The organism is Acidovorax sp. 107, assembly GCF_003058055.1.
GTDB lineage: Bacteria > Pseudomonadota > Gammaproteobacteria > Burkholderiales > Burkholderiaceae_C > Acidovorax.
Map to the genome: position 1 here is coordinate 1043964 of NZ_QBTZ01000001.1, position 25523 is coordinate 1069486.

Consider the following 25523-nt stretch of genomic DNA (forward strand, 5'->3'; position numbering starts at 1 on the left):
AGGAGGCTGTAGGCCTGCTCGATGTTTTGCTACATATTCAATAGCTATTGGCGCTTGATGGACTAGCGCTTGCGGCCGTTTTGATGCTTAACGAAGCACCAGTACCGGGATGTGCGAATGCGTCAGCACATGCTGGGTTTCGCTGCCCAGCAGCAAGCGCTTGATGCCCTTGCGGCCGTGCGAGGCCATCACGATCAAATCGCACTTGTGCTTCTTGGCGGCTGCGATCACGGCCTCGGCCACCAGGTCGGACTTGGCGACCACGGCCTTCACGGTCACGCCTTGCGCGCCGCCCTGGGCCTTCACGCCATCAACCATGGCCTGTGCGGAATCGCCCCATTGGGCTTCGATGCGTTTGACATCGTTCATGTCCACCGGCATGCCGCCTTCAAAGTAGCTGCGGGGATAGCGGGGCACCACCTTGAGGGCGACCACGGTAGCGCCGGTCAATGCGGCCAGCGACAGGCCATGTTCCACCGCTTTGTCTGACAGAGGGGATCCGTCTGTGGCGATCAGGATGCGTTTGTACATAAAAGGGCTCCTCAAAGTGATGGAACAAGCTTAGGATGAATCATGTTCTGGGGCTTGATCCACGTCAATGTACTGGCGATGTCCCGCAGATAGGCTTGACCCATGTCCATGTTTCAACCCGGTGCGCCGGCTGCATCTCCGGCGCTGCAGCTTGACAGCGTGACAAACCCGTTGCCGATGCAGCGGGTGGAGCTGCTGGACGACCCCCAGGAGTGGCTGGCGTTTGGCCGCCCTTGCACACCGGCAGGGACCCCATTGGCCGGTAGCGCGGCGGACAGCGCTTCGGCAGACCCCGCATCCACAGCCTGGGACTCCCAGGTGGTGCTGGAGGGCATGCACTGCGCTGCCTGCGCCCTCACTATTGAAGATGCCTTGCGGGCCGTGCCGGGCGTGGTGCAGGCCGATGTGAGCGCCGCCACACGCCGGGCCCGCGTGGTGTGGCAACCTGGCCGGGTTGTGCCGTCGCAGTGGATGGAGGCTGTGCGCCGAGCGGGTTACCGCGCCATGCCGGCGATGGATGCGTTTGCGCGCGACCAGCGCCTGCGCGAGAGCCGCCGCGCGCTGTGGCGTTGGCTGGTGGCAGGCTTTTGCATGATGCAGGTGATGATGTACGCGTGGCCCGCCTACGTGGCGCAGCCGGGCGACCTGTCGGGCGAGATGGAGCAGCTGTTGCGCTGGGCTTCGTGGGTCATCACGCTGCCCATGGTGGTCTTTTCTTGCGGTCCTTTTTTTGCCAGTGCGCTGCGTGACATCCGCCTGCGCCGGGTCAGCATGGACCTGCCCGTGGCACTCGGCATGGCGATCACTTTTGTGGTCAGCACCGCAGGCACCTTTGATCCCGCAGGCATTTTTGGCAAGGATGTGTACTACGACTCCTTGACCATGTTCGTGTTCTTCCTGCTCACCGGGCGCTGGCTGGAGCTGCGCCTGCGCGACCGCACGGCGGGTGCGCTGGAGGCCGTGATGAACCGCCTGCCCGACAGCGTGGAGCGGCGCGCGGCGGATGGCAGCTTCACCCGCGTGGCCACGCGGCGCATTGGGGCGGGAGACACCATCCGCGTGCTGCCAGGGGAGGCTTTCCCAGCCGATGGCCGCATCACGGCGGGCAGCACCCACGCCGACGAGGCTTTGCTGACGGGCGAGTCCACTCCCGTGGCACGCCCTGTGGGCAGCAGCGTGACAGCGGGCAGCTACAACCTGCAGTCGCCCGTCGAGGTGCTGGTGGAAGGCACCGGTGGGCAGACCCGCTTTGCGCAAATTGTGGCCCTGATGGAAAGCGCGTCGCTGCAGAAGCCCCGCCTGGCCCAACTGGCTGACCGCATTGCACGGCCTTTCCTGGTGGCCGTATTGCTGGCGGCAGCGCTGGCTGCTGCCTACTGGTGGCCGTCGGACCCTGGGCATGCGTTGATGGTGGCGGTGGCGGTGCTTATCGTCACCTGCCCGTGCGCGTTGTCATTGGCCACCCCGGTGGCCATGCTCACCGCCGCGGGTACGCTGGCGCGCCATGGCGTGCTGGTGCGCAATCTGCAGGGGCTGGAAGCGCTGGCCCAGGTGGATACCATGGTGTTTGACAAAACGGGCACGCTGACCCGGGACGGTATGGCGCTGCAGGCCGTGCGTCCTGCCGGCAGTTGCAGCGCAGAAGAGGCGCTGGACCTAGCAGCCGCGCTCGCGCGCCAGTCGATGCACCCGGCTTCGCGGGCCCTGGCTGCGGCGGCTGCACGGCAGGCCCCGTTGGGACGCTGGCAGGTGAAGGGCCTGCAGGAAGATGCGGGGCAGGGGCTGACCGCCACTGTGGAGGACGTCACCGGGGGAATGGTCGCGCGGACGATCCGCCTGGGTTCGGCCCACCATGCGGGTGTTGCCAGCGATGACAGTGGTGCTGCGCTGCAGGTGGTGCTCTCGGAACAAGCGTCGGATGGAGCCCTGCGTGAGCTGGCCCGCTTCGATCTGGTGGAAGACTTGCGGGCCGAGGCCTCGGCCGTGGTCCAGACGTTGCAGCAAGATGGCGTCGCCGCGCAACTGCTCTCGGGTGACCGCCGCGGGGCGGTGCAGCGGGTGGCCGCGCAGGCGGGCATTGCCCGCGCCCAGGGCGAGTGCACGCCTCAGGGCAAGCTGGCTGCCTTGCAGGCGCTGCAGGTGCAGGGCCACCATGTGGCCATGGTGGGCGACGGCCTCAATGATGGCCCCGTGCTCGCAGGTGCCCATGTGTCGTTTGCCTTTGGGCGTTCCGTGCCGCTGGCACAGTCGCGGGCGGACTTTGTGGTGCTGGGTGACAGCCTGGCGTTGGTGCCGCAGACCGTGTTGCTGGCACGCCGCACCTTGCGCGTGGTCCGACAGAATCTGTGGTGGGCTGCGGGCTACAACGCGCTGTGTGTGCCACTGGCGGTGGTGGGCTGGATGCCCGCCTGGCTGGCCGGGCTGGGCATGGCGCTCAGTTCGCTGCTGGTCGTGCTCAATGCAGCGCGCCTGGCGCGCGACCTGCCTTCGCTGCCAGGATGGCAGGGATCGCAGCCGAGGGAGGGCGCGGTGCCTGCGCGCCCAGACTCCTTGGCTGGCAGCCCGCCGCCGCAGCCTCTCGATCTTTCCAAAAACCCACTGGAGCCCGTCTGATGGACATCCTGTATTTGCTGATTCCGTTGTCCGTGATGTTGGTGCTGCTGATCCTGGGAGGACTGTGGTGGGCGGTGTACCACGGGCAGTTCGAAAGCGTCGAACAAGAGGGGGAGCGCATTCTCCGAGACGGTTGACTTGTGTCAATGCCCGATAGCCGCGACTGCAACAAACTCTTACTGCAATATAAAGAGGTGCCCGATGGATTTTCCAAAAACAAATGCTGCGCACTACAACGATACGGTAGTGCGGCAGTTCTCTATACTGGCCGTGGTGGTGGGGGTGGTTGGTATGCTGGTAGGCGTCATCATCGCCGCCCAGCTCGCCTGGCCAGAACTCAACTTTGGCATTCCCTGGCTCAGCTATGGCCGCTTGCGACCTTTGCACACCAATGCGGTGATCTTTGGTTTTGGCGGTAGCGCGCTGTTCGCCACCAGCTACTACGTGGTCCAGCGCACCAGCCAGGTCCGGCTCTTTGCTGGTCCTTTGGCTGCCTTCACCTTCTGGGGCTGGGTGCTGGTCATTGCCGCCGCGGTGGTCAGCCTGCCCATGGGCTATACCCAAGGCAAGGAATACGCCGAGCTCGAATGGCCCATCGACATCCTGATCACGCTGGTCTGGGTGTCCTATGCCATCGTGTTCTTTGGAACCATTGGAACCCGCAAGGTCAAGCACATCTACGTGGCCAACTGGTTCTTTGGTGCCTTCATTCTGGCCGTGGCTCTGCTGCACCTGGTGAACAGTGCAGCCATTCCTGCGGGCTTTATGAAAAGCTACTCGGCCTATGCCGGTGTGCAGGACGCCATGGTGCAATGGTGGTACGGCCACAATGCGGTGGGCTTCTTCCTGACCGCTGGTTTCCTGGGCATGATGTATTACTTCATCCCCAAGCAGGCAGGCCGTCCGGTGTACAGCTATCGCCTGTCCATCGTCCACTTCTGGGCGCTGATCTTCACCTACATGTGGGCCGGCCCACACCACCTGCACTACACCGCGCTGCCCGACTGGACGCAATCGGTGGGTATGGTGTTCTCGCTCATCCTGCTGGCCCCCAGCTGGGGCGGCATGATCAACGGCATCATGACCCTGTCGGGCGCATGGCACAAGCTGCGTGACGATCCCATCCTGCGCTTCCTGATCGTGTCGCTGTCGTTCTACGGCATGTCCACGTTCGAAGGGCCCATGATGTCCATCAAGACCGTCAATGCCCTGAGCCACTACACCGACTGGACCATTGGCCACGTGCACTCGGGTGCCTTGGGCTGGGTGGGCCTGATCTCGATGGGCTCGCTGTACTACCTGGTGCCGCGTCTGTTCGGCAAGGACAAGATGCACTCCGTCAAGGCGATCGAGCTGCACTTCTGGATGGCCACTATTGGCATCGTGCTGTACATCGCCGCCATGTGGATCGCCGGTGTGATGCAAGGCCTGATGTGGCGCGCTGTCAACCCCGACGGCACGCTCACCTACACCTTTGTGGAAAGCGTGAAGGCCACCTATCCCTTCTATGTGATTCGTGTGGCGGGTGGCTTGCTGTACCTGGGCGGCATGCTGGTCATGGCCTGGAACGTGTGGCTGACTGCCATCTCGGGCCGTTCGGTCAAGGTCGCCATTCCTGCAGTGAATACGGCCCACGCTTGAGTCCGAAGGAGATCATTCATGTCCAATAACAACCCATCTGCTTCGACCGGCTTCTCCCATGAAAAGGTGGAGACCAACAACTTTCTGATGATCGTGCTCATCCTGATCGTGATCGCCATTGGCGGGCTGGTCGAGATCGTGCCCCTGTTCTTCCAGAAGTCCACCACCGAGGCGGTCAAGGGCGTGGAGCCCTACAACGCGCTGCAACTGGCTGGCCGCGACATTTACATCCGCGAGGGTTGCTACAACTGCCACTCGCAGATGATCCGCCCCTTCCGCGCCGAGACGCTGCGGTACGGCCACTACTCGGTGGCGGGCGAGTTTGTGTATGACCATCCCTTCCAGTGGGGCAGCAAGCGCACGGGTCCTGACCTGCACCGCGTGGGCGGCAAGTACAGCGACGAATGGCATCGCATCCACCTGAACAACCCCCGTGATGTGGTTCCCGAGTCCAACATGCCTGCGTACCCCTGGCTCGAAAAGAACCAGGTGGACCCTGCCGTCATGGCGCCTCGCATGAAAGCGCTGCGCACCGTGGGTGTGCCTTACACCGACGAGCAGATCACTGCTGCGGCGGGCGAGGTCAAGGGCAAGACGGAGCAGGACGCGCTCATCGCCTACCTGCAAGTCATGGGCCGTGCGCTCAAGTAAGCGAAGGAGATATCCCATGGACATCACCACCATGCGCATCGTCGCCACCCTGGCATCGATGGCCTGCTTCATTGGCATCTGGGTCTGGGCCTACCGGGGCCGTAACCAGTCCCGGTTTGACGAGGCGGCCCAGCTGCCGTTCGACCAAGATTGACCTTCACCAGAACGAGAACACCCCATGAGTGACTTCACCAGCAATTTCTGGTCGGTCTTTGTGACCACGATAACCCTGGCCGGCATCATCGCCTGCGGCATTCTGCTTTGGATGGCAGGCCGCAAGAAGGTGGCAGCCACCTCCGATAACACCACAGGCCACGTCTGGGACGAGGATCTGGTCGAGATGAACAACCCCCTGCCGCGCTGGTGGGTGTGGCTGTTCGTCATCACCATTGTCTTTGGCCTCGGCTACCTGGCCGCTTACCCGGGCCTAGGCAGCTTCACCGGTAAGCTCAACTGGACGCAAAAGGGCGAGTACGAAGCCGAGATGGCCAAGGCCAAGACGGAGTTGGAGCCGCTGTATGCCCGCTTTGCTTCCATGAAGCCCGAGGACGTGGCCGGAGACCCCCAGGCCCATGCGATCGGCGAGCGCTTGTTCATGAACAACTGCGCACAGTGCCACGGCTCGGATGCTCGCGGCAGCAAGGGCTTCCCGAACCTGACGGACAACGACTGGCTGCATGGTGGCACCCCCGAGAAGATCCGCGAGACCCTGGAGAAGGGCCGCATCGGCAACATGCCTCCCATGGCGGCTGCTGTGGGTAGCCCGGAAGACGTGCGCAATCTGTCGCACTACGTGCTGAGCCTGTCGGGCAGCCCGCATGACTCGCTGCGTGCTTCGCTGGGCAAGCCCAAGTTTGCAGCCTGCGCAGCCTGCCATGGCATGGACGGCAAGGGCAACCAGGCGCTCGGCGCTCCCAATCTGACCGATGACATCTGGCTGCATGGCTGGGGTGAGGCGGCCATTACTGCCATGATCAACAACGGCAAGGTCAACCAGATGCCTGCCCAGGCCGAAAAGTTGACTGAGGCACAGATCGGCGTACTCTCTGCCTATGTCTGGGGTCTGTCGAACAAGCAGGTGGCAGCGCGTTGACCTGGCAACCGGACGGCACTGTAGGTGCCTTCCGGTGTTTTTCTGAGCGACCCATCCTGCTTCCCTATCCATAAAGCGACACCATGAGTACACCCAGCGAGCCCGCTCGCAAGGTCATCCCGATCACGCCAGTCGCCCCCGATGCATCTTCCGCGGGGGAGATCATTTCGTTGTACGAAGCGCAGAAAAAGATCTATCCGCGCTCCATCAGCGGTTTGTTTGCGCGCTGGCGCTGGGGCATGGTGTTTCTTACCCAGTTGGTGTTTTATGGATTGCCCTGGTTCGAATGGGGGCAGCGCCAGATGGTGCTGTTTGACCTGGGGGCTCGCAGGTTCTACATCTTCGGCTTGGTGCTGTACCCGCAGGATTTCATCTACCTCACCGGCCTTTTGATCATTTCGGCGTTGTCGCTGTTCCTGTTCACAGCCGTGGCGGGGCGTCTGTGGTGCGGCTTTGCGTGTCCGCAAACGGTGTATACCGAAATGTTCATGTGGATCGAGCACAAGATCGAAGGGGAGCGCAGCGCACGCCTTCGTCTGGACAACGGTCCCTGGACGTTCGAGAAAATTCGCAAGAAGTTTTTCAAGCAGGTCGTATGGATTGCCGTGGCTTTGTGGACTGGGTTCACCTTCGTCGGGTACTTTGTGCCTATCCGCGAACTGGGCAGCGAACTGCTGGCGTTCCAGGGCGGCTGGCAGATTTTTTGGGTCCTGTTCTACGGTTTTGCTACCTATGGCAACGCAGGCTTCATGCGTGAGCAGGTCTGCAAGTACATGTGCCCTTACGCGCGCTTTCAGAGTGCGATGTTTGACAGGGACACCCTGATCGTCACGTACGATCCAGAGCGGGGCGAGCAGCGAGGTCCGCGCAAGAAGAACGTCGATTACAAAGCCCAGGGGCTGGGCGACTGCATTGACTGTTCCCTGTGTGTGCAGGTCTGTCCGGTGGGCATTGATATCCGCAACGGCCTGCAATACGAATGTATTGGCTGCGGCCTGTGCGTGGATGCCTGCAACACAGTGATGGACAAGATGCAGTATCCACGCGGACTGATCCGCTATTCCACCCAGAACGGGGTGGCCAAGCGCTGGACGCAATCTCAGATCTTCCGCCGAGTGCTGCGCCCCAGGGTACTGATTTACAGCGCAGTTCTGGTGGCCCTCTGCGTGGCCATGCTGGCCAGTCTGGTGGTGCGTACGCCGCTGAAAGTGGACGTTGTGCGTGACCGCGCTGCACTCTCGCGCATTGTGTCGGGCGGCAAGCTGGAGAACATTTACCGGTTGCAGATCATGAATGCCACCGAGGGCGAGCAGCGCTATCGCATCAGCGCGCGTGGGTTGGAGGGGCTGGAGGTAGCCTCTGAGGCCGATGTGGATATTGGGCCTGCAGAGTCCCGCTGGGTGGCTGTGCGCCTGCAGATTCCGTATGGCTCGGCCACGCCGGGATCGCACGCGGTCCAGTTTGACGTGCAGGCCGTAGGGGCTGCCACCCATGTGACGGAAAAATCCGTATTTCTCGTGCCGCGCTGAGCGGCGTCCCGGAGCGGCCCGTCAGGACCGCACTTTGATCGAATTTGTTGAGGAGTAGAGCGCCATGCCTTCAAACCCTGCCATCGCTACGCCGGCAGTTTCCCCGCCCTGGTGGAAGTTTGGCCACGTGTGGCTGGTGATTGCCGGGCCTGCGATCGTGATCGTGGCCGGCTTTGTAACCCTGTGGCTCGCGATTTCGCGGCCCGATCCCGTGGTGGCCGAGGACTACTACCGCCAGGGTATCGAGATCAACAAGACCCTGGTCGCTCCAGGTAAGAGTCTGGCGCCGGCCCTCAAGGCCCGCAACCATGCGGCCACCCCGGTCCAGGACCAACCACGCTGACAACCCTGCGGTCTCACGCCTGAGCGTGACCGCATGCAGCACCAGGAGACAAAATCGATATGTGGACGCAACGCCTGATGTGGATTGCCTGGCCCGCCTTCTTGATGGCGGGCGTGCTGGAGATGCTTGTTTTTGCCATGGTGGACCCCCAGGACCTGCACTGGTTCGGGCAGCCTCTGGCGTTTTCGAGGGAGGGTGTCTACACCCTTGCTTTTTTTGCGTTCTGGGCCATCACCATGGCCACCAGCGCACTGACGACACTGCTGTCCATGTCACCCTTTGAGGTCAACCGGTGTCCGGTGCCCAATGCGGAGCGGCCCGACGATTGCCGCAAGACATCTTCTTGCTCCTGAACTTTGTCGGTTGCCTGTCTGGGCTCGCGTTGCGTGCCCGGCGGCAATGAGCCAGCACTGCACGAACCTGGTGTAGTGCCCGGCTCTGGGCGAGTGCCGCCGTTGCTCAGTGGCAGGTTTGCTGGCTATTCACAATGCGCCGCAGGGCATCGGTGTCGAGGATGCGGACATGGCGCTGCTTGACCTCCACGATACCTTCCTCCACAAACTTGGAGAACGTGCGGCTGACCGTTTCGAGCTTGAGGCCTAGGTAGCTGCCAATCTCTTCTCGCGTCATGCGCAGCACCAGCTCGGACTGCGAGAAGCCCCGCGCATGCAGGCGCTGTACGAGGTTCAGCAAGAAGGCTGCCAGACGCTCTTCTGCGCGCATGCTGCCGAGCAGCAGCATCACGCCATGCTCGCGCACAATCTCGCGGCTCATGATCTTGTGCACATGGTGCTGCAGGGCCGTGACTTCACGTGACAGCTCTTCGATACGGTCGAAAGGCATGACACAGACCTCGGCGTCTTCCAGTGCCACCGCATCGCAGGTGTGGTGGTCATTGACGATGCCGTCCAGCCCGATGATCTCGCCCGCCATCTGAAACCCCGTGACTTGGTCGCGACCATCTTCGGTGGCCACGCAGGTCTTGAAGAATCCTGTGCGGATCGCATAAAGGGATGTGAAGGATTCGCCATTGCGGAACAAGGTGCCGCCACGCTTGACCTTGCGACGCACAGCAACGACCTCGTCGATACGCTGCAGCTGTTCTTCATTCAGGCCCACAGGCATGCACAACTCCCGAAGGTTGCAGTTGGAGCAGGCGACTTTGATGGTGAGCGGATTCATAAGCACTTGGACTTGGGTTGGTGGCCGGGCATATCGCGCTTGCCGCGCATGGACATTTGAGCATGGCGCGGGCCAGCGGCTGACCTTCATCAAATTGTCGCCGTATGGCCGATGGGTTCACTTGATGCAGGTCAAGGACGTGTCCTGGAGCCTACGGCACAGTCAAGGTGTACGCAAGGAAATTCTCCCATGACTGCTGTTTCGCAAGATCTTCTGCGCCGTTTTGACGTGCCAGGGCCCCGTTATACATCGTATCCAACGGCCGACCGTTTTGTGGAGGCGTTCGGTGAGGAAGACTATGTGCTGGCGCTGGAGCAACGCCGTTCAGGCACGGTGGCCAAGGCCATGCCGCTGTCTTTGTACGTGCACATTCCGTTTTGCGAATCGCTGTGTTACTACTGCGCTTGTAACAAGATCATTACCAAGCACCATGACCGTGCTGACGTCTACTTGCGCTATCTGAGCCGTGAGATTGACCTGCACACGGCCCACTGCGGGGTGGGGCAGGTGGTCAGTCAGTTGCACTTTGGCGGCGGAACGCCCACCTTTCTCTCGGACGCTGGCTTGCGAGAGCTGATGGCCATGCTCAAACGCAGTTTCACGCTTGCGCCGGGAGGGGAATACTCGATCGAAGTGGATCCGCGTACTGTCAACGCGGATCGATTGGCGCTGCTGGCCGAACTGGGGTTCAATCGCTTGAGTTTTGGTGTGCAGGACTTTGACGCCGAAGTGCAAAAGGCCGTTCATCGCATCCAGCCGGCCGAACAGGTCTTTGCGCTGGTGGACTCCGCTCGTTCGCTGGGTTTTGATTCGGTGAACGTCGACCTGATCTACGGCTTGCCGCGCCAGACACCCGAGTCTTTTGACCGCACGCTGGCACAGGTTGCGCAGTTGCGGCCTGACCGCATTGCCTTGTATGCCTATGCCCACTTGCCGGAGCGCTTCAAGCCACAGCGGCGCATTGTCTCCGCCGAGCTTCCCACTGGCGGGAGCAAGCTGGCCATGCTGTCACGTTCGCTGGATGCGTTCATGGACGCTGGGTATGTGTATGTGGGCATGGACCACTTTGCTCTCCCTACGGACGCGCTGGCCGTGGCCAAGCGCCAGGGGCGTCTGCACCGTAACTTCCAGGGCTATAGCACGCAGCCAGACTGCGACCTGATTGGCCTCGGTGTATCGGCCATCGGCCGGGTCGGTGCCACCTACAGCCAGAACTCGAAGACACTGGACGAGTACTACGACTTCCTGGACCAAGGGCGCTTGCCCGTGGTTCGCGGGCTGGCCCTGACGCGGGACGACTTGGTGCGTCGTGCAGCCATCATGGCCTTGATGTGCCAGGGCGAGTTGCTGTTCGAGCCGATGGAGCAAGCGTGGCTGATCGATTTTCGTCAGTACTTCGCAGCGGAGTTGGCTCAGCTGGAGGGCATGCAGGAGCAAGGGCTGGTGCGGGTGGGGCCAGAGGGTATTGAAGTGACCGCTACCGGCTGGTTCTTCGTGCGCGGCATAGCCATGGTGTTTGATCGCTATCTACAGGCAGACCGCAACCGGGCTCGGTTTTCGCGCATCATCTGACACCTATGCTTGCAACGGTTGGCTGGACTGCATTGTTCATGGGACTCGCTGGAGGGTCCCACTGCTTGGCCATGTGCTCCGCACCCTGTGGGGCGTTGGTGGGGCAGGGTGGGGCGATTGCAGGTGCGGGGCAGTCACCGGAGGGAGCTGAACAGGTGGTGCGCTGGGCGCCGCGTGGCGGCGTGGTGCATCGCACCGTGGCTTTTCATGCGGGGCGCATTCTGGGGTATGCGGGTGCGGGGGCAGCGGCTGCCTTGGCTATGGGCAGCCTGGCATGGCTGACCCAGCAGACCACGGCCCTGCGTCCTGCCTGGACGCTCATGCATGTGGCGGTGATGGCCTGGGGTCTCATGATGATGGTGCAGTCGCGTCAGCCTGCCTGGGTGGAGCAGGCCGGCCGGTTGGTGTGGGGCCGTGTTCGTCCGCTGGTGGGTGCTCCAGGCGGGGTGCTGGCGGCCGGTGCTTTGTGGGCCCTGATGCCTTGCGGACTGCTGTATTCGGCCTTGTTGGTGGCGGCGCTCAGCGGTGGAGCCTTGGAGGGCGCGCTGACCATGGCGTTGTTTGCCGTGGGCAGCGGGGTATGGCTGGTGAGTGGTCCCTGGGCATGGAGCAGGCTTCGCAGCCGTTTGAACCTGGTGCGGTCCGATTGGGGGACGCGAGCTGCAGGTGGCATGCTGTGCGCAGTGGCCGCCTGGGCGCTGTGGATGGATCTCATTTACAAGCCATCGCTCTGGTGCCGTTGACTGCGGCGTAACGCAGCGGTCATTGGCTGCGTCGGCAGGAGTGATCAACGCGGCAGTTCAAGACCGGGCGGCCCCTCCGACGGGAGACTGCAGTTGCCTTTGAGGGGCCGGTGTTCGCAAAGTGTTGCCTTATCGCTGCGGTGCCAGCCGGTTCTTCGTCGCGCAGCTGGAACTGGTGATAATCTGCGTAACTATTGGTGGCATTGATGTCACCTTGTATCGCGTGCGCCTGAAGTGAACTCATCCATCCTCATCGACATCAGCCAACTGCGTGTCGGCATGTACATCCAGCTCGATGTGGGTTGGATGCACCATCCGTTCCCGACCAGCAGTTTCCGGGTGGCGACGATGGAGCAGATATCCACCCTGCGGCAACTGGGGCTGACAGAGGTGCGTTATGTGCCCAAAAAGAGCGATCCTGAGCTGCAGGAGCTGGTGCCAGCCGCGTGGAGCGTGCCAGAGATGACGGAATCTCCTCCCAATGGTCTGGATTCACCTGGCGCTGGTACGGCCGGCGCCGTGGACCCCGAAGCGCAGCGGCGCCGGGACCTGCTGGAGGCACAAAACCGGGCGCTGGCTGCCTGCAACCAGCGTTTTTCAGAGGCCACACGGCAGTACCAGTCCATGGAGCGTACGGTGTCCGAGCACCCGGACCAGGCCAGGGCCAAGGGTGAGGCACTGGTTTCGGGCTGTGTCACGGAACTGCTGGAGAACGGTGACTCCGTCATCCGGCTGCTGTCCGAAGGTGTGGGCGAACGCAACGGTTTGCACCCGATCAACGTGATGGTGATCTCGCTGTTGCTAGGACGCTCTCTGGGCATGAAAAGCGAGGAGCTGCACGATCTGGGTGTCGCTGCCTTGATCCACGACATCGGCAAGCTCAAGCTGCCGCCCAACCTGCGACAGCCTACTCCTTCCATGATCCCGATGGAGCGCACACGCTATGAGACCCATGTGGCGGAGTCCGTAGCCTTGGCCAAACGCATGGGGTTTACCGAAGCGGTGTTGACTGCGGTTGCCCGGCACCATGAGATGTGTGACGGCAGCGGGTTTCCCCTGCGCCTGAAGGGGCCTGATCTGGGGCGCACGAGCCAGGTTCTGGCCTTGGTTAACCAATACGACCGGATGTGCAACCCCGCCATGGGCGTGACGGCGCTCACGCCGCATGAGGCGCTCTCCGTGATCTTTGCCCAGCTCAAGGCGCGGTTCGATTCGGTGGTTCTGGGGGCTTTCATTCGCATGATGGGTGTCTACCCGCCCGGCTCCATCGTGCAGTTGGTCAATGATCGTTATGCCATCGTGGCGTCGGTCAACTCGTCGCGACCGCTGCGGCCCAAGGTCATCGTGCACGATCCCCGGATTCCCAAGGATGAGGCGCCGATACTGGACCTGGAAACCGTACCTGAACTGGGCATACGGCGCAGCCTGAAGCCTGCGCAGCTGCCGCGCGACGCGCTCGACTACCTATCTCCCCGGCAGCGGATCTGTTACTTCTTTGAGCGAGCGGTCAGTCCGGGCTCTGACGAGGCTGCGGCGTGAGCGATTTGCAAGCGCATGGTTGGCTCGATGGCCTCCAAGAGGCTGTCTGGCTGCTGGACGAGGAGAGCCTGCACATTCTGCAGGCCAATGCGGGCGCGGAGCGCCTGACAGGCCTCTCCGTAGCCGCCATGCAGGGACGGTCTGTGCTTGATCTGGCCAGCACGCCCCAAGAGCTGGCTTTTTGGTCCGAGCCTGCCGACGTGATTGCCCAGGGCATTACTGCCCACACCAGCTTGCTGCGTGCCGACGGCACCTTGGTGCCGGTGCAGCGCTGTGTCAGGCGCGTGCCGTGGGGGAGCGAGGGCAGAAGCGCGCTGCTGCTGACCATGCTGGACCGCAGCCGCCAGGAGACCACGGAGCGTGAGTTGGAGACGCTGCTTTCGGAGCTGCGCGCTACCCTCGATTCCGCCGCTGACGGCATGCTGGTGTGTGGGCTCGACCGCGAGGTGCGCGCCTTCAACCAGCGTCTGGCACAACTGTGGAGCCTGCCGCGCCAACTGCTGCTCGAGCGTGACGATGCTGCGGTGTACGCCTTCATGGCGGGCCAGGTGGCTGACGCCCGCTTGTATGCGGAGCGCTTGGCCGCTATCGACCGAGAGCCCATGCAAGAGAGCACTGACATCGTCGCACTGCGCAATGGCGTGGTGCTGGAGATGCGCACGGTGCCGCAGTTCAGCCAGGGCCGTGCGGTGGGGCGGGTGTATTCGTTCCGGGACATTACCCGCCAGACGGAGATCCAGGCCAGCCTGCGACTGGCGGCGCGTGTGTTCGAGTCCAGCCTGGATGCGATCTTCATCGCAGACAGTCAACACCACATCATGCGCATGAACCCCGGGTGCGAGCGCCTGGTGGGGCCTACCGCCAAGGATTTTGAAGGCTGTGTGGCGGCCTCGCTGTTTGGCGGCGGCTCGGATGCCTCGTTCATGGAGCAGGTACTGCAAGGTTGGGGCCAGGATGGTTTCTGGGAGGGCGAGCTGTGGTTGCCCCGTGACAACGGCGCGTACTGCGCGGTCCAGTTGTCCTGGGTCGCCCTGCGCGACGACGAAGGGCGGCTGGTGCAGAGCATTGGCTTCATGCGCGATCTCACGCTGCAGCATGCTGCGCAAAAACGCATTGAAGAGCTGGCCTACAGCGATGTGCTCACCGGTCTTCCCAACCGCTTGCTGCTGTCGCAACGCGTGGATACGGCCATCCAGGGGGCGCGCCAGAGCGACACGGGCTTTGCCATCCTGTTCCTCGACATGGATCGCTTCAAGATCATCAACGATTCCCTGGGGCATCCGTTCGGTGACCGGGTCCTGCAGCTCGTGGCCGAGCGTCTGCAGACCTGCTTGCGGCAGACCGACATGCTGTGCCGCCTGGGGGGTGATGAATTTGTCATCTATCTGCACGGTGGAGACGCATCCGTGGCCGAGAGCGTGGCACGCCGGATCCTGGACGACATGCTCAAGCCCTTCATGCTCGACAGCATGGGTTTTTCGATCCAGTGCAGCATTGGCATCGCGCTGTATCCGCAAGATGGCACCACCCTCGACGACCTCATCAAGCAGTCCGACACTGCGATGTATCGTGTGAAGGAGCGGGGGCGTGGCAGCTATGGCTTCTACCAGCCCCAGATGAACGCCAACCTGCTGGCGCGCATGCAGATGGAGCATGCGATGCGCCAGGCGCTGGGCCTGCAGCGCATGGCCGTGCACTACCAGCCCCAGGTCAACATGGCGACCGGGCGCATTACTGGGGCGGAGGCACTGCTGCGGTGGACGGACGCCGAGTTCGGAGCAGTGTCGCCCGCCGTGTTCATCCCGTTGGCCGAAGAGTCAGGCTACATCGTGACCCTGGGCGCCTGGGTGATGGAGCAGGCGGTGCGAGAGGCCGCACTCTGGATGCACGGCGGCACGCCCATCATGATTTCGGTGAACGTGTCGGCGCTGGAGTTTCGCCAGCCCGACTTTGTGGACCGCATTACCAGGCTGCTGGCGGTGCACCAGTTGCCGCCCACCTTGCTGGAGCTGGAGCTGACGGAAACCATCCTGCTGCAGGACGCGCAGGAGATGGAGCAGCGTCTGCGCGTGTTGGCTGACCTGGGCATTGGGCTGGCCATCGATGATTTCGGCACGGGCTATTCGAGCCTGGCCTATCTCAAGAAGCTCCCCATTCACAAGCTCAAGATCGACCAGTCTTTTGTGCGTGGTTTGCCCGACGATGACGGCGACCGGGCCATCGTCAGCGCCATCATCAGCATGGGCCGCGCCATGCACATCGAAGTGGTGGCCGAGGGGGTGGAAACTGAAACCCAGCAGGCCGTGCTGCAACAAATGCAGTGCGAGCACTACCAGGGCTTTCTGTGCGCGCCCGGGTTGCCGGCAGACCAGTTCCGCGCGATGTTGAGCAAGCCCCTGCCGCTCAAGGCCCAGGGTCGTCACCGACCTCTGAACACCTGAAGCGCCAGCGCTCAGATATTGCGACGAGGCGGACTGCCGGGAGTATGCCTCTGCGTCAGCCTCAGGCGGCCGATACGCCTTTCCACAGCATGTAGGCTGCCAGGCCAAACAGCAGCGATGCAAACACGCGCTTGAGTTGCTTGACGGGAAGGTTGTGCGCCGCTTTGGCTCCCAGTGGGGCCGTCAGTACGCTGCAACTGGCAATCACCCCCAATGCTGGTAGCCAGATGTAGCCCAGGGACGCAGACGGCAGGCCGCTCACGTTCTGGCCGCCAATGGCGTAGCCAATCACATTCGCCAGCGCGATCGGAAATCCCAACGCTGCGCTGGTGGCGACGGCATTGTGGATGGGTACATTGCACCAGGTCATGAAGGGCACGCTCACAAAGCCGCCGCCCGCGCCAACCAGGCCCGACAGGAAGCCGATCACACCGCCGGCTGCCACCTGGCCTGCGCCACTCGGCATCTGGCGGGTGGGTGCAGGCTTTTTGTCCAGAAACATCTGCGTGGCCGAGAAGCTCACGAACAGCGCGAAGAAGATAGCGAGGAACGAGCCCTTGAGCAGCGCAAACACGCCCAGGCTGGCGATGAAGCCGCCCAGCACAATGCCAGGCGCCAGGCGCTTGACGATGTCCCATCGCACTGCACCCCGCCGGTGGTGAGCCCGCACGCTGGAGATGGAAGTGAACATGATGGTGGCCATTGACGTGGCAATCGCCATCTTCACGGCCAGGTCGGGCGCTACTTGCCGCGCGCCCAGGATATAGGTCAGAAACGGCACCAGCAGCATGCCGCCCCCAATCCCCAGCAGCCCGGCGAGAAAACCTGTGGCCAGGCCGAGCACACCGAGTTCAACAATCAGCAGGGGGTCCAGCATGGTGGGATGTCAGTCAAGAGGGACGGAGCACGCGGAGGGCCGCGAGGAAATGCCCAGTCACAGGCGCAGCAGCGGGTGGTTGCGGTGACAGGGGCACGAGAAAGAGGGTGTCTGCGAATGCCACCGGACCCTCATCCTGAACCGGGGGTTCAGGTGGGCGAGGGCAGCCTGGCGTTGGGTTCATCTGACGCGAGATGATCACGCTCACCGGACGATGTACCAAGCCCGAGCTCAATGAGCATTGGTTCAAGGAAATATAAAGCCCGACAGCTTCGCAGACCTGTTGATTGTAGGGGCTGCCTGCGTGCTCGGTGGGCATGGAGCCATGTAAAGCCCGCAAGCGACTGTGACCAGCGGGATTGCTGAGCATCCCCCGGTGAGAGGGAGGCGCCGAAAAGGCGAGACCTAGAGCAGGCGCCCGTCGTCGCCCAGCGCATCGTCCAGGCGATGCACCAGGCTTTGCAGGCGCTGTTGGTCGCTGTCGGGCAGAAGGCTTTCCTGGTGCCCTGCGGTTGTGTTGGGGCTGGCACTGGGGGAGGGGCTTGCAACCGGAAGGGCTGCGGCCGCAAGGTCTGCCGCTTCGCGATCGGCGATCTCGAAAGCCAGGTTCAGGGCCGCCAGCACGGCGATGCGTTCCCGTGCGCGAACCTTGCCCGCATCGCGGATGCGCGTCATGGCAGTGTCTACGCGCTCAACGGCATCCAGCAGGCGGCTTTCGTGCCCCTCGGGGCAGGTCAGCAGATAGCTTTGCTGCAGGATCTGCACCTCGATTTGCTTCATTCGGCTTCTTTCGTGAGCGGCGCGGCGGCGGGCAGGCGTTCGAGCAGGGCATCCACCCGGGCGCGTGCTGCGCTCAAGCGGGATTTGAGCGAATCGCGCTCTTGGGTCAGTGCCGCTACCTGGTCAGTCAGCAGGGCATTGGTGCGCTGCAACTCCGCGTGTCGCAGCAGCAGGCGCTCTACGCGTTCGGCGATCTGGTCGGTGGGGGACGGTATTGCCATACAGCCTCGGATTGTAGGCGGTGTGACACCGAGCGGCCCCTGGCCCCAGTTTGCGGTGGTGTGCATAACGCAACACAAAACAGATCAAAGTGCATCACCGGCCGCGCGGGTGCGCTGCCGAGTTGCTTGCCTGTTCTGCCGCAAAAAAGACGCTTGTAAACGGTCGTAAAATCCCGCTGTTGGTGCTCGCGGCGTGGTTCACATGCCGCAGTTCAACGGGAAGCAGGAAGGCTCCGTACCACCGGTACTTGCCCAGCCTGCGCTGCCCCCGCAACGGTCAGCGGACGAATCGTCTGATTCTCTCTCCATCCATAAGCCACTGAGCGCCTTGAACAAGCGCATGGGAAGGTATTGGGGGGGTGTTCCGCCAGCCCGGATACCGGCCAACACGGTGGCTGCGTGCGCCCGCTTGGTCCGGCGCTGCGCAGCTGTATCACCCACATGCTGGCGGGAGGCCGGCCCGGGTTGTTTGTTGACGTTGATCCCCATGAAAATCCGTACCCTTCGTGCGCGCCCTGTGGCGTCGTTGCGCCTGTCCGTACCCCGCTTGGCAATGCTGTCCCTGGTTGCGGGCAGCGCCTGCAGCGCTTTGGCCCAGAGCGCTCCGGCCTCCGGTGAGTTGGTGGCGCAAAACCTGCGCGCCCCGTCGTTGTCTGAAACCGTGGTGGCCGCCACGCGCACGCCGCAGCCGCTGGCCGATCTGGTGGCCGACATCTCCATCGTGGACCGCGAAACCATCGAAAGCAGTGGCGCCACCGGCCTGGCCGACCTGCTGGCCCGCCTGCCCGGCGTCGAGTTTTCGCGCAATGGCGGCCCCGGCACAACGACCGGTGTGTTCCTGCGTGGCGCCGAGTCCCGCTTCACAGCGGTGTACATCGACGGGGTGCGCATCGATTCGCAGTCCACGGGCGGCGCACCCTGGGAGAGCATTCCGCTCGGCCTTATCGACCGCATTGAAGTCCTGCGCGGCCCGGCGGGTGCCGTGTACGGCTCGGATGCCCTCGGTGGCGTGGTGCAGATCTTCACCAAGCGCGGTGAAAACGGCACGGCACCCTACGTGGGTGTGGGCGTGGGCAGCCACAACACCACCAAGGTGGAAGCCGGGATCAGCGGTGCCAGCGGTACTGTGGACTACGCATTGGGCCTGGCCCGAGAGAACAGCCAGGGCTTCAACGCCCGCCCCATCGCCGGGCAGAACCCCGACCGTGATGGTTACCGCAACACGGCGGGGCACGCGCGGGTAGGCCTGCAGGTGAACGCCGTGCACCGCCTCGAGGGCACGCTGATGGTCAACGACACCAACAGCGGCTACGACAGCGGCCTGGGCAAGGACGACCGGAACCTGCACACCCTGCACGCGCTGGGCCTCAACTGGACAGCCCAGTGGAACAGTGCCTACAAAACGCGCTTTTCCATCACCGACTCGCGCGACGAATACGAAACACGCCCCTCGCCCTACCTGAGCGAAACGCGTCTGCGCGGCTACTTGTTCCAGAACGAATGGCGCCAGGGCGCGCACCTGGTCACGGCCGCGCTGGAGCGCCGCGAAGACCGCCTGGAGAACCAGCCCATCGACGCCAAGCGCTCGCAAGACGCGCTGGCGCTGGGCTACGGTTACAACGCCGCAGGCCACACCGTGCAGCTCAACCTGCGCCACGATTCCGACAGCGAGTTCGGCGGCAAGGGCACCGGCAGCGTGGCCTATGGCTATGCGATCACCCCGCAGTGGCGTGCCACGGCATCGGTGGGCACGGCCTTCCGAGCGCCCACGCTGTACCACCGCTTCAGCGAATACGGCGTGGCCACGCTGCGTCCCGAAAGCAGCCGCAACGCCGAAGTGGCACTGCGCTACGCACAGGGCAACAGCACCTTCTCGGCCACGCTGTTTCGCAACCGTGTGAGTAACCTGATCTCCTTTGGCGGCGCGGGCACTTGTGCCTCCAGCTTTGGTTGCTATGCCAACACCGCCCGGGCTGAATACAAGGGCGTGACGTTCGCCGGTTCGCACCGCGTGGGCGACGTGCAGTTGCATGGCTCCATCGACCTGCAGCGCCCGCGCGACCTGGACACCGGCAAGCAGCTGGCGCGCCGCGCCAAGCAGCACGCCACCTTTGGCGCCGACACGCGCTTGGCAGGCTGGACCGTGGGCGCCGAGGTGCAGGCCTCGGGCCGCCGCTTCGACACTGCGGCCAATACCACCGTGCTGGGCGGCTACACCTTGGTCAACCTGTACGCCAGCACGCGCCTTGCGCGCGACTACACGCTGCTGGCCCGCATCGACAACCTGGCCGACAAGGACTACCAGTTGGCCCGCACCTACGCCACCGCAGGCCGCACGGTCTACGTGGGTGTGAAGTGGGCACCGCAGTGACCCTGGCGACGGCCACTGCTGCCCGCTGCCCGGCGCTGCTGATTGCGGCCCCGGCCTCCGGGCAGGGCAAGACCACCGTCACTGCCGCCCTGGCACGCCTGCATGCGCGTCAGGGGCGGCGTGTGCGGGTGTTCAAGTGCGGGCCGGACTTTCTGGACCCGCACTGGCATCAGCTGGCCAGCGGCGCACCCGTGCACCAGCTCGACCTGTGGATGAACGGCGAGGCCGACTGCGCGCAGCGCCTGCACGATGCTGCGCGTGATTCGGACCTGATCCTCATCGAGGGCGTGATGGGCCTGTTTGACGGCAGCCCCAGCGCGGCCGACCTGGCGCGGCACTTTGGCGTGCCGGTGCTGGCGGTGGTCGATGCCTCGGCGATGGCGGGCACCTTTGGCGCGCTGGCCTATGGCCTGCGCCACTACCGGCCGGGCCTGCCCTGGGCCGGTGTGTTGGCCAACCGCGTGGGCAGCGCGCGCCATGCCGACATGCTGCGGGACGGCCTGCACGATGCCGATGACTGGATGGGCGCGCTGATGCGGGTGCAGCCCGGCAACGCACCAGCAGCCGCCAAGGCCGGTGCGGCACTGCTGCCCGAACGCCACCTGGGTCTGGTGGCCGCACACGAGCTGGACGACAGCCTGCAGCGGCTGGATGCAGCGGCCGACGCGTTGGCCGCCACGCCGCTGGGTCAGATGACGCTGGATGACCTGCAGGGCTGGACCGTGGACTTTCCGGCGCCCGCGTCGAAGATTGCAGTGCCTGCGCTGCTCGCAGGCCGCACAGTGGCCGTGGGGCGCGATGCGGCGTTCTGCTTCATCTACGCCGCCAATGTGCAGTGCCTGGAGCAGATGGGCGCGCGCGTGGTGTTCTTCTCGCCGCTGCACGATGCCGCATTGCCTGAGTGCGATGCCGTGTGGCTGCCCGGCGGCTACCCCGAGCTGCACACTGCGCAGATCGCGGCCAACACCGGCATGCAGGCCAGCCTGCGGGCCCATGCGGAGGCGGGCAAGCCGCTGTGGGCCGAGTGCGGCGGCATGATGGCGCTGTTTGAATCCATCACCCTCGCGGACGGCAGCGCAGCCCCGCTGTGGGGCCTGCTGCCCGGACGCGTGACCATGCACAAGCGCCTGGCAGCGCTGGGCCCACAGCACCTGACGGTGGCCGGGCACACGCTGCGCGGCCACACCTTTCACTATTCGACCAGCGACAGCAGCGCCCCCGTGGTGGCCCGCACGGCGCGCCCCCACGAGGCCGTGGCGCCCGACGCGGGCGAGGCGCTGTACCAGCAGGGCAGCTTCCACGCCAGCTACTTCCACGCCTGGTTCCCGTCCAGCCCCGAGGCGGTGGCGCACCTGCTGGGCGGCGAGGGCCACGCATGACTTTGGCCCCGCACCCCATCACCACCGAGCTGATCCTGGGCGGCCAGAAGAGCGGCAAATCCCGCCGCGCCGAACTGCTGGCACGCGACTGGCTGGCGCAGTCTGCCGACCGCCGCGCCGTGCTGATCGCCACGGGCCAAGCCTGGGACGACGAAATGCGCGAGCGCATCGCCCGCCACCAGCGCGACCGCGCCGAGCGCGTGCCCGGCCTGCGGACGGTGGAAGAGCCGCGCGATGTAGCGGCGGCTCTCACGCGGCTCAGCACGCCGCAGACCCTGGTGGTGGTGGACTGCCTCACGCTGTGGCTCACCTCCTGGACCATGCCGCTGGGGTTCGAAACCATGAATTCAGAGCAAAAACAGGCGCAAGCGCTAGAGTGGCATGCCCAAGCTGCTATGTTTTTAGAAGCGATTCGGCAATCCCCCGGGCCCGTTGTTCTGGTGGGCAACGAAATAGGCCTGGGGGTCATCCCGATGGGGCGCGAGGTGCGCGCCTTTGTGGATGCGCTGGGCGCCCTCAACCAGCAGGTGGCGCAGGTCTGCCCCCGCGTTACGCTCATGGCCGCAGGCCTGCCGCTTACCTTGAAAGAACCCCGTTGATGAAACCCACCCCCGTGCGCCGCATCCTCTGGGTGATCGCCATCCTCATCGTGCTGGGCCTGCTCATGGCCGGGCTGGCGCGGGCGCAGCCGGTGCAGGTTACCGACGACCGGGGCCGCGCGGTGACGCTGCCGCGCCCGCCCCAGCGCATCGTGAGCCTGCTGCCTTCGCTCACCGAAACGATTTGTGCGCTGGACCAATGCCACCGCCTGGTGGGAGTGGACCGTTATTCCAACTGGCCCGAGTCCGTCACCCGCCTGCCGCAGGTGGGCGGTGGGCTGGACCCCAACATCGAGGCCATCGTCGCCCTGCGGCCCGATGTGGTGCTGATGGCGACATCGTCCCGCGCCTCGGCCAGGCTGGAGCAGCTGGGCCTGGCTGTGGTGGCGCTGGAGCCCAAGACCCACGCCGACGTGCAGCGCGTGATGGGCAAGCTGGGCCAGGTGCTGGCCGTGCCCGATGCCCAGCGCGTGTGGCGCCATATCGACGCAGCGGTCGAGGCCGCCGCGCAGTCCGTGCCGCCAGCGGCACGGGGCGTGCGCGTGTACTTCGAGGTGAACCGGGGGCCGTACGGGGCAGGGGCCTCGTCGTTCATCGGCGAGACACTGACCCGGCTGGGCGCGCGCAACATCCTGCCCGCGTCGCTCGGGCCGTTTCCCAAGCTCAACCCCGAGTTTGTGGTGCGTGCCGACCCCGATCTGATCATGGTGGGCGCGCGCAGCGTGGAGGGCCTGACCGAGCGGCCTGGCTGGAGCAGCCTGCGCGCCCTGCGCGAGCAGCGGCTGTGCGTGTTCCCGCCCGACGATGCTGACGTGCTGGTGCGGCCCGGCCCGCGCATGGCGGAAGGCGCGCGCATCATGGCACGCTGCCTCGCCAGCAAGGCCGCGCCCGGTGCCAAGGCGCCTGCGGCGGTGCGCCCATGATGGGATCGGTGGTGCAGCGCGGTCGCTGGCTGGCGGGCCTGCTGCTGCTGGCCAGTGCGCTGCTGGTGCCGCTGGGCACCGGCGTGGGCAGCGTGGGGCTGGAGAACCTGTGGCCCGCGCTGTGGGATCGCAGCGTCGACCCCGCCGGGAATGCCGCACGGGACATGGCCTGGCAGATCGTGTGGGAGATCCGGCTGCCGCGCACGCTGGGCGCGTGGTGCGCCGGTGCGCTGCTGGGCCTGGCCGGTGCCGTGGCGCAAGGCCTGTTTCGCAACCCGCTGGCCGACCCGTACCTGCTGGGCAGCGCCTCGGGCGCCTCTCTGGGCGTGGCCACGGCCCTGGCGATGATGGGCGGCGCTGCGGGCATGGTGGGCAGCGCCAAGGGCGCGGCCGTGGCCATGGTGTTCTCGGGCCACTGGCTGGTGCGCCTGGGCCTGACCGGCGCGGCGTTTGCCGGGGCCGTGCTGGCGGTGCTGCTCACGCTCGCGCTGGCGCGCGGCGTGCAGCACACATTGCGCCTGCTGCTGGCCGGGGTCATCGTGGGCGTGGTGCTGGGCGCGTTCACCTCGCTCATTCTGCTGCTGTCGCCCGATTCCCTGCAGGCCATGCAGGCGTTTCTGCTCGGCTCCACCGGCTTTGTGGGCTGGACCTCGTGCCTGTTGATGGCCGGGGTGTGGCTGCTGTGCGTGGTGGCCGCCTGGGCGCTGTCGCGGGTGCTGGATGGCCTGGCGCTGGGCGAGTCCACGGCCCACAGCCTGGGCTTGCCGCTGGCGCCGCTGCGCGCCGCGCTGGTGGCGGTGCTGGCCCTTGCCACCGGCACGGCTGTGGCGCAGACGGGGCTGATCGCTTTTGTGGGCCTGGCCGCGCCCCATCTGGTGCGCGCCGCGGTCAAGGTGCCGCATGGCCGTCTGATGGGGCTGGCCAGCCTGATGGGTGGTGTGCTGCTGGCCGGCGCAGACCTGCTGGCGCGCGGGCTGATCGCGCCGCAAGAGCTGCCTGTGGGCGTGCTCACCGCCGTGCTGGGTGGCGGCTACCTGCTGTGGCTGATGCACCGGCGCACCGGACCGGGAGGCGTGCTGTAAATGCGCAATGCTCCTGAAAACATAGCTGTCAGCGCAGATTTAATAAGCGCCAGCATCGGAAAACACCCCATATTGCACGGCATCACGCTGCACCTGGCGGCGGGCCGGTGGACGAGCATCGTCGGCCCCAACGGCGCCGGCAAGTCCACGCTGCTGCGGGCACTGGCGGGCCTGCTGCCTTGCACTGGCAGCGTGCAGTTGCTGGGCCGGCCGCTGGCCGCCTGGCACCGCAGCGACCGGGCGCGGGCCCTGTCGTGGCTGGGCCAGAACGAGGTGGCCGCCGACGACCTGCTGGTGTACGACGTGGCCATGCTGGGCCGCCTGCCGCACCAGCCCTGGCTGTCTCCCCCCAGCGAGGCCGACCACGCCGCCGTGGAGCAGGCCCTGCGCGCCACCCAGGCCTGGGACTGGCGCCGCCGCGCGCTCTCGCAGCTCTCGGGCGGCGAGCGCCAGCGCGTGCTGCTGGCCCGCGCGCTGGCCGTGCAGGCGCAGGTGCTGTTGATGGACGAGCCGCTGGCCAACCTCGACCCGCCCCACCAGTCCGACTGGCTGCTGCTGGTGCGCGACCTGGTGGCCCAAGGCAAGACGGTGGTCAGCGTGCTGCACGAAGTCTCGTTTGCGCTGCAGGCGGATGATGTGGCTATCGTTGCAGCCGGCCGCCTGCGCCACCATGGCTCCACCCAAGACACCCACACCCACCGCGCGCTGGAGCAGGTGTTTGACGACCGCATTGCCATCCACCCGGTGGAGGGCCAGTGGCTGGCCTTGCCCCGTTTGCTGCCCCGCCGCCCCCCGGCGGAGCAATGACCTCTGATTGAAAGACAAGCTATGCAGATCGAAGCCGCCCCCACCGAAAAACGCTACGAGAAGGCCGAAGGCGAACGCCGGGGGCTCATCATCGTCAACACCGGCGACGGCAAGGGCAAAAGCACGGCCGCCTTTGGCTTGGCGCTGCGCGCCCATGGCCGGGGCAAGGCCGTGAAGATTTTCCAGTTCATGAAGGTGCCCACCGCGCGCTTTGGCGAGCACCGCATGTTCGAGCAGATCGGCCTGCCCATCGAGGGCCTGGGCGACGGCTTCAGCTGGAAGAGCAAGGACCTGGAGCACTCTGCCAAACTCGCACGCGACGGCTGGGAAAAGGCGCGCGCCGCCATCCTGTCGGGCGAGCATTTTCTGGTGGTGCTGGACGAGATCACCTACCCACTGATCTACGGCTGGCTGCCGCTCGATGGCGTGCTGCAGACCCTGCGCGAGCGGCCCAAGGACGTGCATGTGTGCCTCACCGGCCGCCGCTGCCCGCCCGAGATCATCGAGCTGGCCGACACCGTGACCGAGATGCAGATGGTCAAGCACGCGTTCAAGGCGGGCATTCCCGCGCAGCGCGGCATTGAAGACTAGGGCCTGGCCCTCGTG

Annotated in this window: 25 protein-coding genes and 1 riboswitch; of the genes, 20 read left to right on the forward strand and 5 right to left on the reverse strand. The window is 64.8% G+C overall.

Translation table 11 applies throughout. From position 1 onward, the window contains the following. Positions 1 to 87 precede the first annotated feature (87 nt). On the reverse strand, positions 88 to 531 hold the full coding sequence (locus C8C99_RS04945; RefSeq protein ID WP_108625130.1) for a universal stress protein: 444 nt from the start codon (positions 529 to 531) through the stop codon (positions 88 to 90). A gap of 108 nt (positions 532 to 639) precedes the next feature. Between C8C99_RS04945 and C8C99_RS04950 the strand changes: the two genes are divergently transcribed. The 9 genes from C8C99_RS04950 to C8C99_RS04990 all read left to right on the forward strand — a co-directional run bounded on the left by C8C99_RS04950 (position 640) and on the right by C8C99_RS04990 (position 8754). After that, entirely contained in the window at positions 640 to 3144 is a 2505-nt protein-coding gene (locus tag C8C99_RS04950; protein ID WP_369867748.1) for a heavy metal translocating P-type ATPase, read from the forward strand. Beyond that, a complete protein-coding gene (gene ccoS, locus C8C99_RS04955) occupies positions 3144 to 3281 on the forward strand; it encodes a cbb3-type cytochrome oxidase assembly protein CcoS (protein WP_010460651.1) in 138 nt (45 codons plus the stop codon). The genes C8C99_RS04950 and ccoS overlap by 1 nt, the downstream gene beginning before the upstream one ends. A 64-nt stretch (positions 3282 to 3345) precedes the next feature. Continuing rightward, a complete protein-coding gene (gene ccoN, locus C8C99_RS04960; RefSeq protein WP_056638247.1) occupies positions 3346 to 4785 on the forward strand; it encodes a cytochrome-c oxidase, cbb3-type subunit I in 1440 nt (479 codons plus the stop codon). 18 nt (positions 4786 to 4803) lie between these two features. Continuing rightward, entirely contained in the window at positions 4804 to 5436 is a 633-nt protein-coding gene (gene ccoO, locus C8C99_RS04965; RefSeq protein WP_056638251.1) for a cytochrome-c oxidase, cbb3-type subunit II, read from the forward strand. Between the two features lie 16 nt (positions 5437 to 5452). Continuing rightward, positions 5453 to 5590, forward strand: a complete 138-nt coding sequence (locus C8C99_RS04970; RefSeq protein WP_056638254.1) for a cbb3-type cytochrome c oxidase subunit 3 — start codon at positions 5453 to 5455, stop codon at positions 5588 to 5590. 24 nt (positions 5591 to 5614) lie between these two features. Continuing rightward, the gene (gene ccoP / locus C8C99_RS04975; RefSeq protein WP_056638257.1) at positions 5615 to 6529 is read left to right on the forward strand and encodes a cytochrome-c oxidase, cbb3-type subunit III; all 915 of its coding nucleotides are present in this window, start codon (positions 5615 to 5617) and stop codon (positions 6527 to 6529) included. 83 nt (positions 6530 to 6612) lie between these two features. Beyond that, a complete protein-coding gene (gene ccoG / locus C8C99_RS04980) occupies positions 6613 to 8058 on the forward strand; it encodes a cytochrome c oxidase accessory protein CcoG (RefSeq protein ID WP_056638260.1) in 1446 nt (481 codons plus the stop codon). 64 nt (positions 8059 to 8122) lie between these two features. Then, positions 8123 to 8401, forward strand: coding sequence for a FixH family protein (locus tag C8C99_RS04985; protein ID WP_056638263.1), 279 nt, complete (start codon positions 8123 to 8125; stop codon positions 8399 to 8401). Positions 8402 to 8460: 59 nt separating this feature from the next. Beyond that, the gene (locus tag C8C99_RS04990; RefSeq protein WP_056638267.1) at positions 8461 to 8754 is read left to right on the forward strand and encodes a hypothetical protein; all 294 of its coding nucleotides are present in this window, start codon (positions 8461 to 8463) and stop codon (positions 8752 to 8754) included. A gap of 106 nt (positions 8755 to 8860) precedes the next feature. Here the strand turns inward: C8C99_RS04990 and fnr are convergent, their stop codons facing one another. Continuing rightward, a complete protein-coding gene (fnr, locus tag C8C99_RS04995; RefSeq protein ID WP_015014806.1) occupies positions 8861 to 9583 on the reverse strand; it encodes a fumarate/nitrate reduction transcriptional regulator Fnr in 723 nt (240 codons plus the stop codon). Positions 9584 to 9772: 189 nt separating this feature from the next. Here fnr and hemN point away from each other — a divergent pair, with 189 nt between their 5' ends. The 4 genes from hemN to C8C99_RS05015 all read left to right on the forward strand — a co-directional run bounded on the left by hemN (position 9773) and on the right by C8C99_RS05015 (position 15878). After that, positions 9773 to 11155 (forward strand): oxygen-independent coproporphyrinogen III oxidase, encoded by a 1383-nt coding sequence (gene hemN, locus C8C99_RS05000; protein WP_056638269.1) that lies wholly within the window; start codon positions 9773 to 9775, stop codon positions 11153 to 11155. A gap of 5 nt (positions 11156 to 11160) precedes the next feature. Continuing rightward, positions 11161 to 11898 (forward strand): sulfite exporter TauE/SafE family protein, encoded by a 738-nt coding sequence (locus tag C8C99_RS05005; protein WP_056638272.1) that lies wholly within the window; start codon positions 11161 to 11163, stop codon positions 11896 to 11898. A gap of 234 nt (positions 11899 to 12132) precedes the next feature. Further along, positions 12133 to 13437, forward strand: a complete 1305-nt coding sequence (locus C8C99_RS05010) for an HD-GYP domain-containing protein (RefSeq protein ID WP_056638276.1) — start codon at positions 12133 to 12135, stop codon at positions 13435 to 13437. Next, positions 13434 to 15878, forward strand: a complete 2445-nt coding sequence (locus tag C8C99_RS05015; protein WP_056638280.1) for an EAL domain-containing protein — start codon at positions 13434 to 13436, stop codon at positions 15876 to 15878. The genes C8C99_RS05010 and C8C99_RS05015 overlap by 4 nt, the downstream gene beginning before the upstream one ends. A gap of 61 nt (positions 15879 to 15939) precedes the next feature. On the opposite strand, the gene C8C99_RS05020 is transcribed toward C8C99_RS05015, so the two are convergent. The 3 genes from C8C99_RS05020 to C8C99_RS05030 form a co-directional block, all read right to left on the reverse strand. Further along, positions 15940 to 16755, reverse strand: coding sequence for a sulfite exporter TauE/SafE family protein (locus C8C99_RS05020; protein ID WP_056638283.1), 816 nt, complete (start codon positions 16753 to 16755; stop codon positions 15940 to 15942). Between the two features lie 405 nt (positions 16756 to 17160). Further along, positions 17161 to 17535 (reverse strand): cell division protein ZapA, encoded by a 375-nt coding sequence (locus tag C8C99_RS05025; RefSeq protein WP_056638286.1) that lies wholly within the window; start codon positions 17533 to 17535, stop codon positions 17161 to 17163. Beyond that, entirely contained in the window at positions 17532 to 17756 is a 225-nt protein-coding gene (locus C8C99_RS05030; RefSeq protein WP_056638289.1) for a hypothetical protein, read from the reverse strand. Before C8C99_RS05030 ends, C8C99_RS05025 begins: the two co-directional genes overlap by 4 nt. A 163-nt stretch (positions 17757 to 17919) precedes the next feature. Next, a riboswitch (cobalamin riboswitch) is annotated at positions 17920 to 18159 on the forward strand. A gap of 84 nt (positions 18160 to 18243) precedes the next feature. Here C8C99_RS05030 and C8C99_RS05035 point away from each other — a divergent pair. Genes C8C99_RS05035 through cobO form a run of 7 tightly spaced genes read left to right on the forward strand, consistent with a single transcriptional unit; the run spans position 18244 to position 25508 of the window. Continuing rightward, positions 18244 to 20127, forward strand: a complete 1884-nt coding sequence (locus tag C8C99_RS05035) for a TonB-dependent receptor domain-containing protein (RefSeq protein WP_056638292.1) — start codon at positions 18244 to 18246, stop codon at positions 20125 to 20127. After that, a complete protein-coding gene (locus tag C8C99_RS05040) occupies positions 20124 to 21506 on the forward strand; it encodes a cobyrinate a,c-diamide synthase (protein ID WP_056638467.1) in 1383 nt (460 codons plus the stop codon). The genes C8C99_RS05035 and C8C99_RS05040 overlap by 4 nt, the downstream gene beginning before the upstream one ends. Next, positions 21503 to 22105 (forward strand): bifunctional adenosylcobinamide kinase/adenosylcobinamide-phosphate guanylyltransferase, encoded by a 603-nt coding sequence (locus C8C99_RS05045; RefSeq protein ID WP_056638295.1) that lies wholly within the window; start codon positions 21503 to 21505, stop codon positions 22103 to 22105. The genes C8C99_RS05040 and C8C99_RS05045 overlap by 4 nt, the downstream gene beginning before the upstream one ends. After that, entirely contained in the window at positions 22105 to 23028 is a 924-nt protein-coding gene (locus C8C99_RS05050; RefSeq protein ID WP_056638300.1) for an ABC transporter substrate-binding protein, read from the forward strand. Before C8C99_RS05045 ends, C8C99_RS05050 begins: the two co-directional genes overlap by 1 nt. After that, positions 23028 to 24110 (forward strand): iron ABC transporter permease, encoded by a 1083-nt coding sequence (locus tag C8C99_RS05055; protein ID WP_082576728.1) that lies wholly within the window; start codon positions 23028 to 23030, stop codon positions 24108 to 24110. Before C8C99_RS05050 ends, C8C99_RS05055 begins: the two co-directional genes overlap by 1 nt. Continuing rightward, positions 24111 to 24917: an ABC transporter ATP-binding protein gene (locus C8C99_RS05060; protein WP_056638307.1), complete on the forward strand. Its 807-nt coding sequence runs from the start codon at positions 24111 to 24113 to the stop codon at positions 24915 to 24917. Positions 24918 to 24938: 21 nt separating this feature from the next. Further along, positions 24939 to 25508: a cob(I)yrinic acid a,c-diamide adenosyltransferase gene (gene cobO / locus C8C99_RS05065; RefSeq protein ID WP_056638310.1), complete on the forward strand. Its 570-nt coding sequence runs from the start codon at positions 24939 to 24941 to the stop codon at positions 25506 to 25508. Positions 25509 to 25523 lie beyond the last annotated feature (15 nt).

Coding starts and splice junctions, on each gene's coding strand:
- C8C99_RS04945 (WP_108625130.1), bottom strand. CDS start 531: ATGTACAAACGCATCCTGATCGCCACAGACGGATCCCCTCTGTCAGAC.
- C8C99_RS04950 (WP_369867748.1), top strand. CDS start 640: ATGTTTCAACCCGGTGCGCCGGCTGCATCTCCGGCGCTGCAGCTTGAC.
- ccoS (WP_010460651.1), top strand. CDS start 3,144: ATGGACATCCTGTATTTGCTGATTCCGTTGTCCGTGATGTTGGTGCTG.
- ccoN (WP_056638247.1), top strand. CDS start 3,346: ATGGATTTTCCAAAAACAAATGCTGCGCACTACAACGATACGGTAGTG.
- ccoO (WP_056638251.1), top strand. CDS start 4,804: ATGTCCAATAACAACCCATCTGCTTCGACCGGCTTCTCCCATGAAAAG.
- C8C99_RS04970 (WP_056638254.1), top strand. CDS start 5,453: ATGGACATCACCACCATGCGCATCGTCGCCACCCTGGCATCGATGGCC.
- ccoP (WP_056638257.1), top strand. CDS start 5,615: ATGAGTGACTTCACCAGCAATTTCTGGTCGGTCTTTGTGACCACGATA.
- ccoG (WP_056638260.1), top strand. CDS start 6,613: ATGAGTACACCCAGCGAGCCCGCTCGCAAGGTCATCCCGATCACGCCA.
- C8C99_RS04985 (WP_056638263.1), top strand. CDS start 8,123: ATGCCTTCAAACCCTGCCATCGCTACGCCGGCAGTTTCCCCGCCCTGG.
- C8C99_RS04990 (WP_056638267.1), top strand. CDS start 8,461: ATGTGGACGCAACGCCTGATGTGGATTGCCTGGCCCGCCTTCTTGATG.
- fnr (WP_015014806.1), bottom strand. CDS start 9,583: ATGAATCCGCTCACCATCAAAGTCGCCTGCTCCAACTGCAACCTTCGG.
- hemN (WP_056638269.1), top strand. CDS start 9,773: ATGACTGCTGTTTCGCAAGATCTTCTGCGCCGTTTTGACGTGCCAGGG.
- C8C99_RS05005 (WP_056638272.1), top strand. CDS start 11,161: ATGCTTGCAACGGTTGGCTGGACTGCATTGTTCATGGGACTCGCTGGA.
- C8C99_RS05020 (WP_056638283.1), bottom strand. CDS start 16,755: ATGCTGGACCCCCTGCTGATTGTTGAACTCGGTGTGCTCGGCCTGGCC.
- C8C99_RS05025 (WP_056638286.1), bottom strand. CDS start 17,535: ATGAAGCAAATCGAGGTGCAGATCCTGCAGCAAAGCTATCTGCTGACC.
- C8C99_RS05030 (WP_056638289.1), bottom strand. CDS start 17,756: ATGGCAATACCGTCCCCCACCGACCAGATCGCCGAACGCGTAGAGCGC.
- C8C99_RS05035 (WP_056638292.1), top strand. CDS start 18,244: ATGAAAATCCGTACCCTTCGTGCGCGCCCTGTGGCGTCGTTGCGCCTG.
- C8C99_RS05045 (WP_056638295.1), top strand. CDS start 21,503: ATGACTTTGGCCCCGCACCCCATCACCACCGAGCTGATCCTGGGCGGC.
- C8C99_RS05050 (WP_056638300.1), top strand. CDS start 22,105: ATGAAACCCACCCCCGTGCGCCGCATCCTCTGGGTGATCGCCATCCTC.
- C8C99_RS05055 (WP_082576728.1), top strand. CDS start 23,028: ATGGGATCGGTGGTGCAGCGCGGTCGCTGGCTGGCGGGCCTGCTGCTG.
- C8C99_RS05060 (WP_056638307.1), top strand. CDS start 24,111: ATGCGCAATGCTCCTGAAAACATAGCTGTCAGCGCAGATTTAATAAGC.
- cobO (WP_056638310.1), top strand. CDS start 24,939: ATGCAGATCGAAGCCGCCCCCACCGAAAAACGCTACGAGAAGGCCGAA.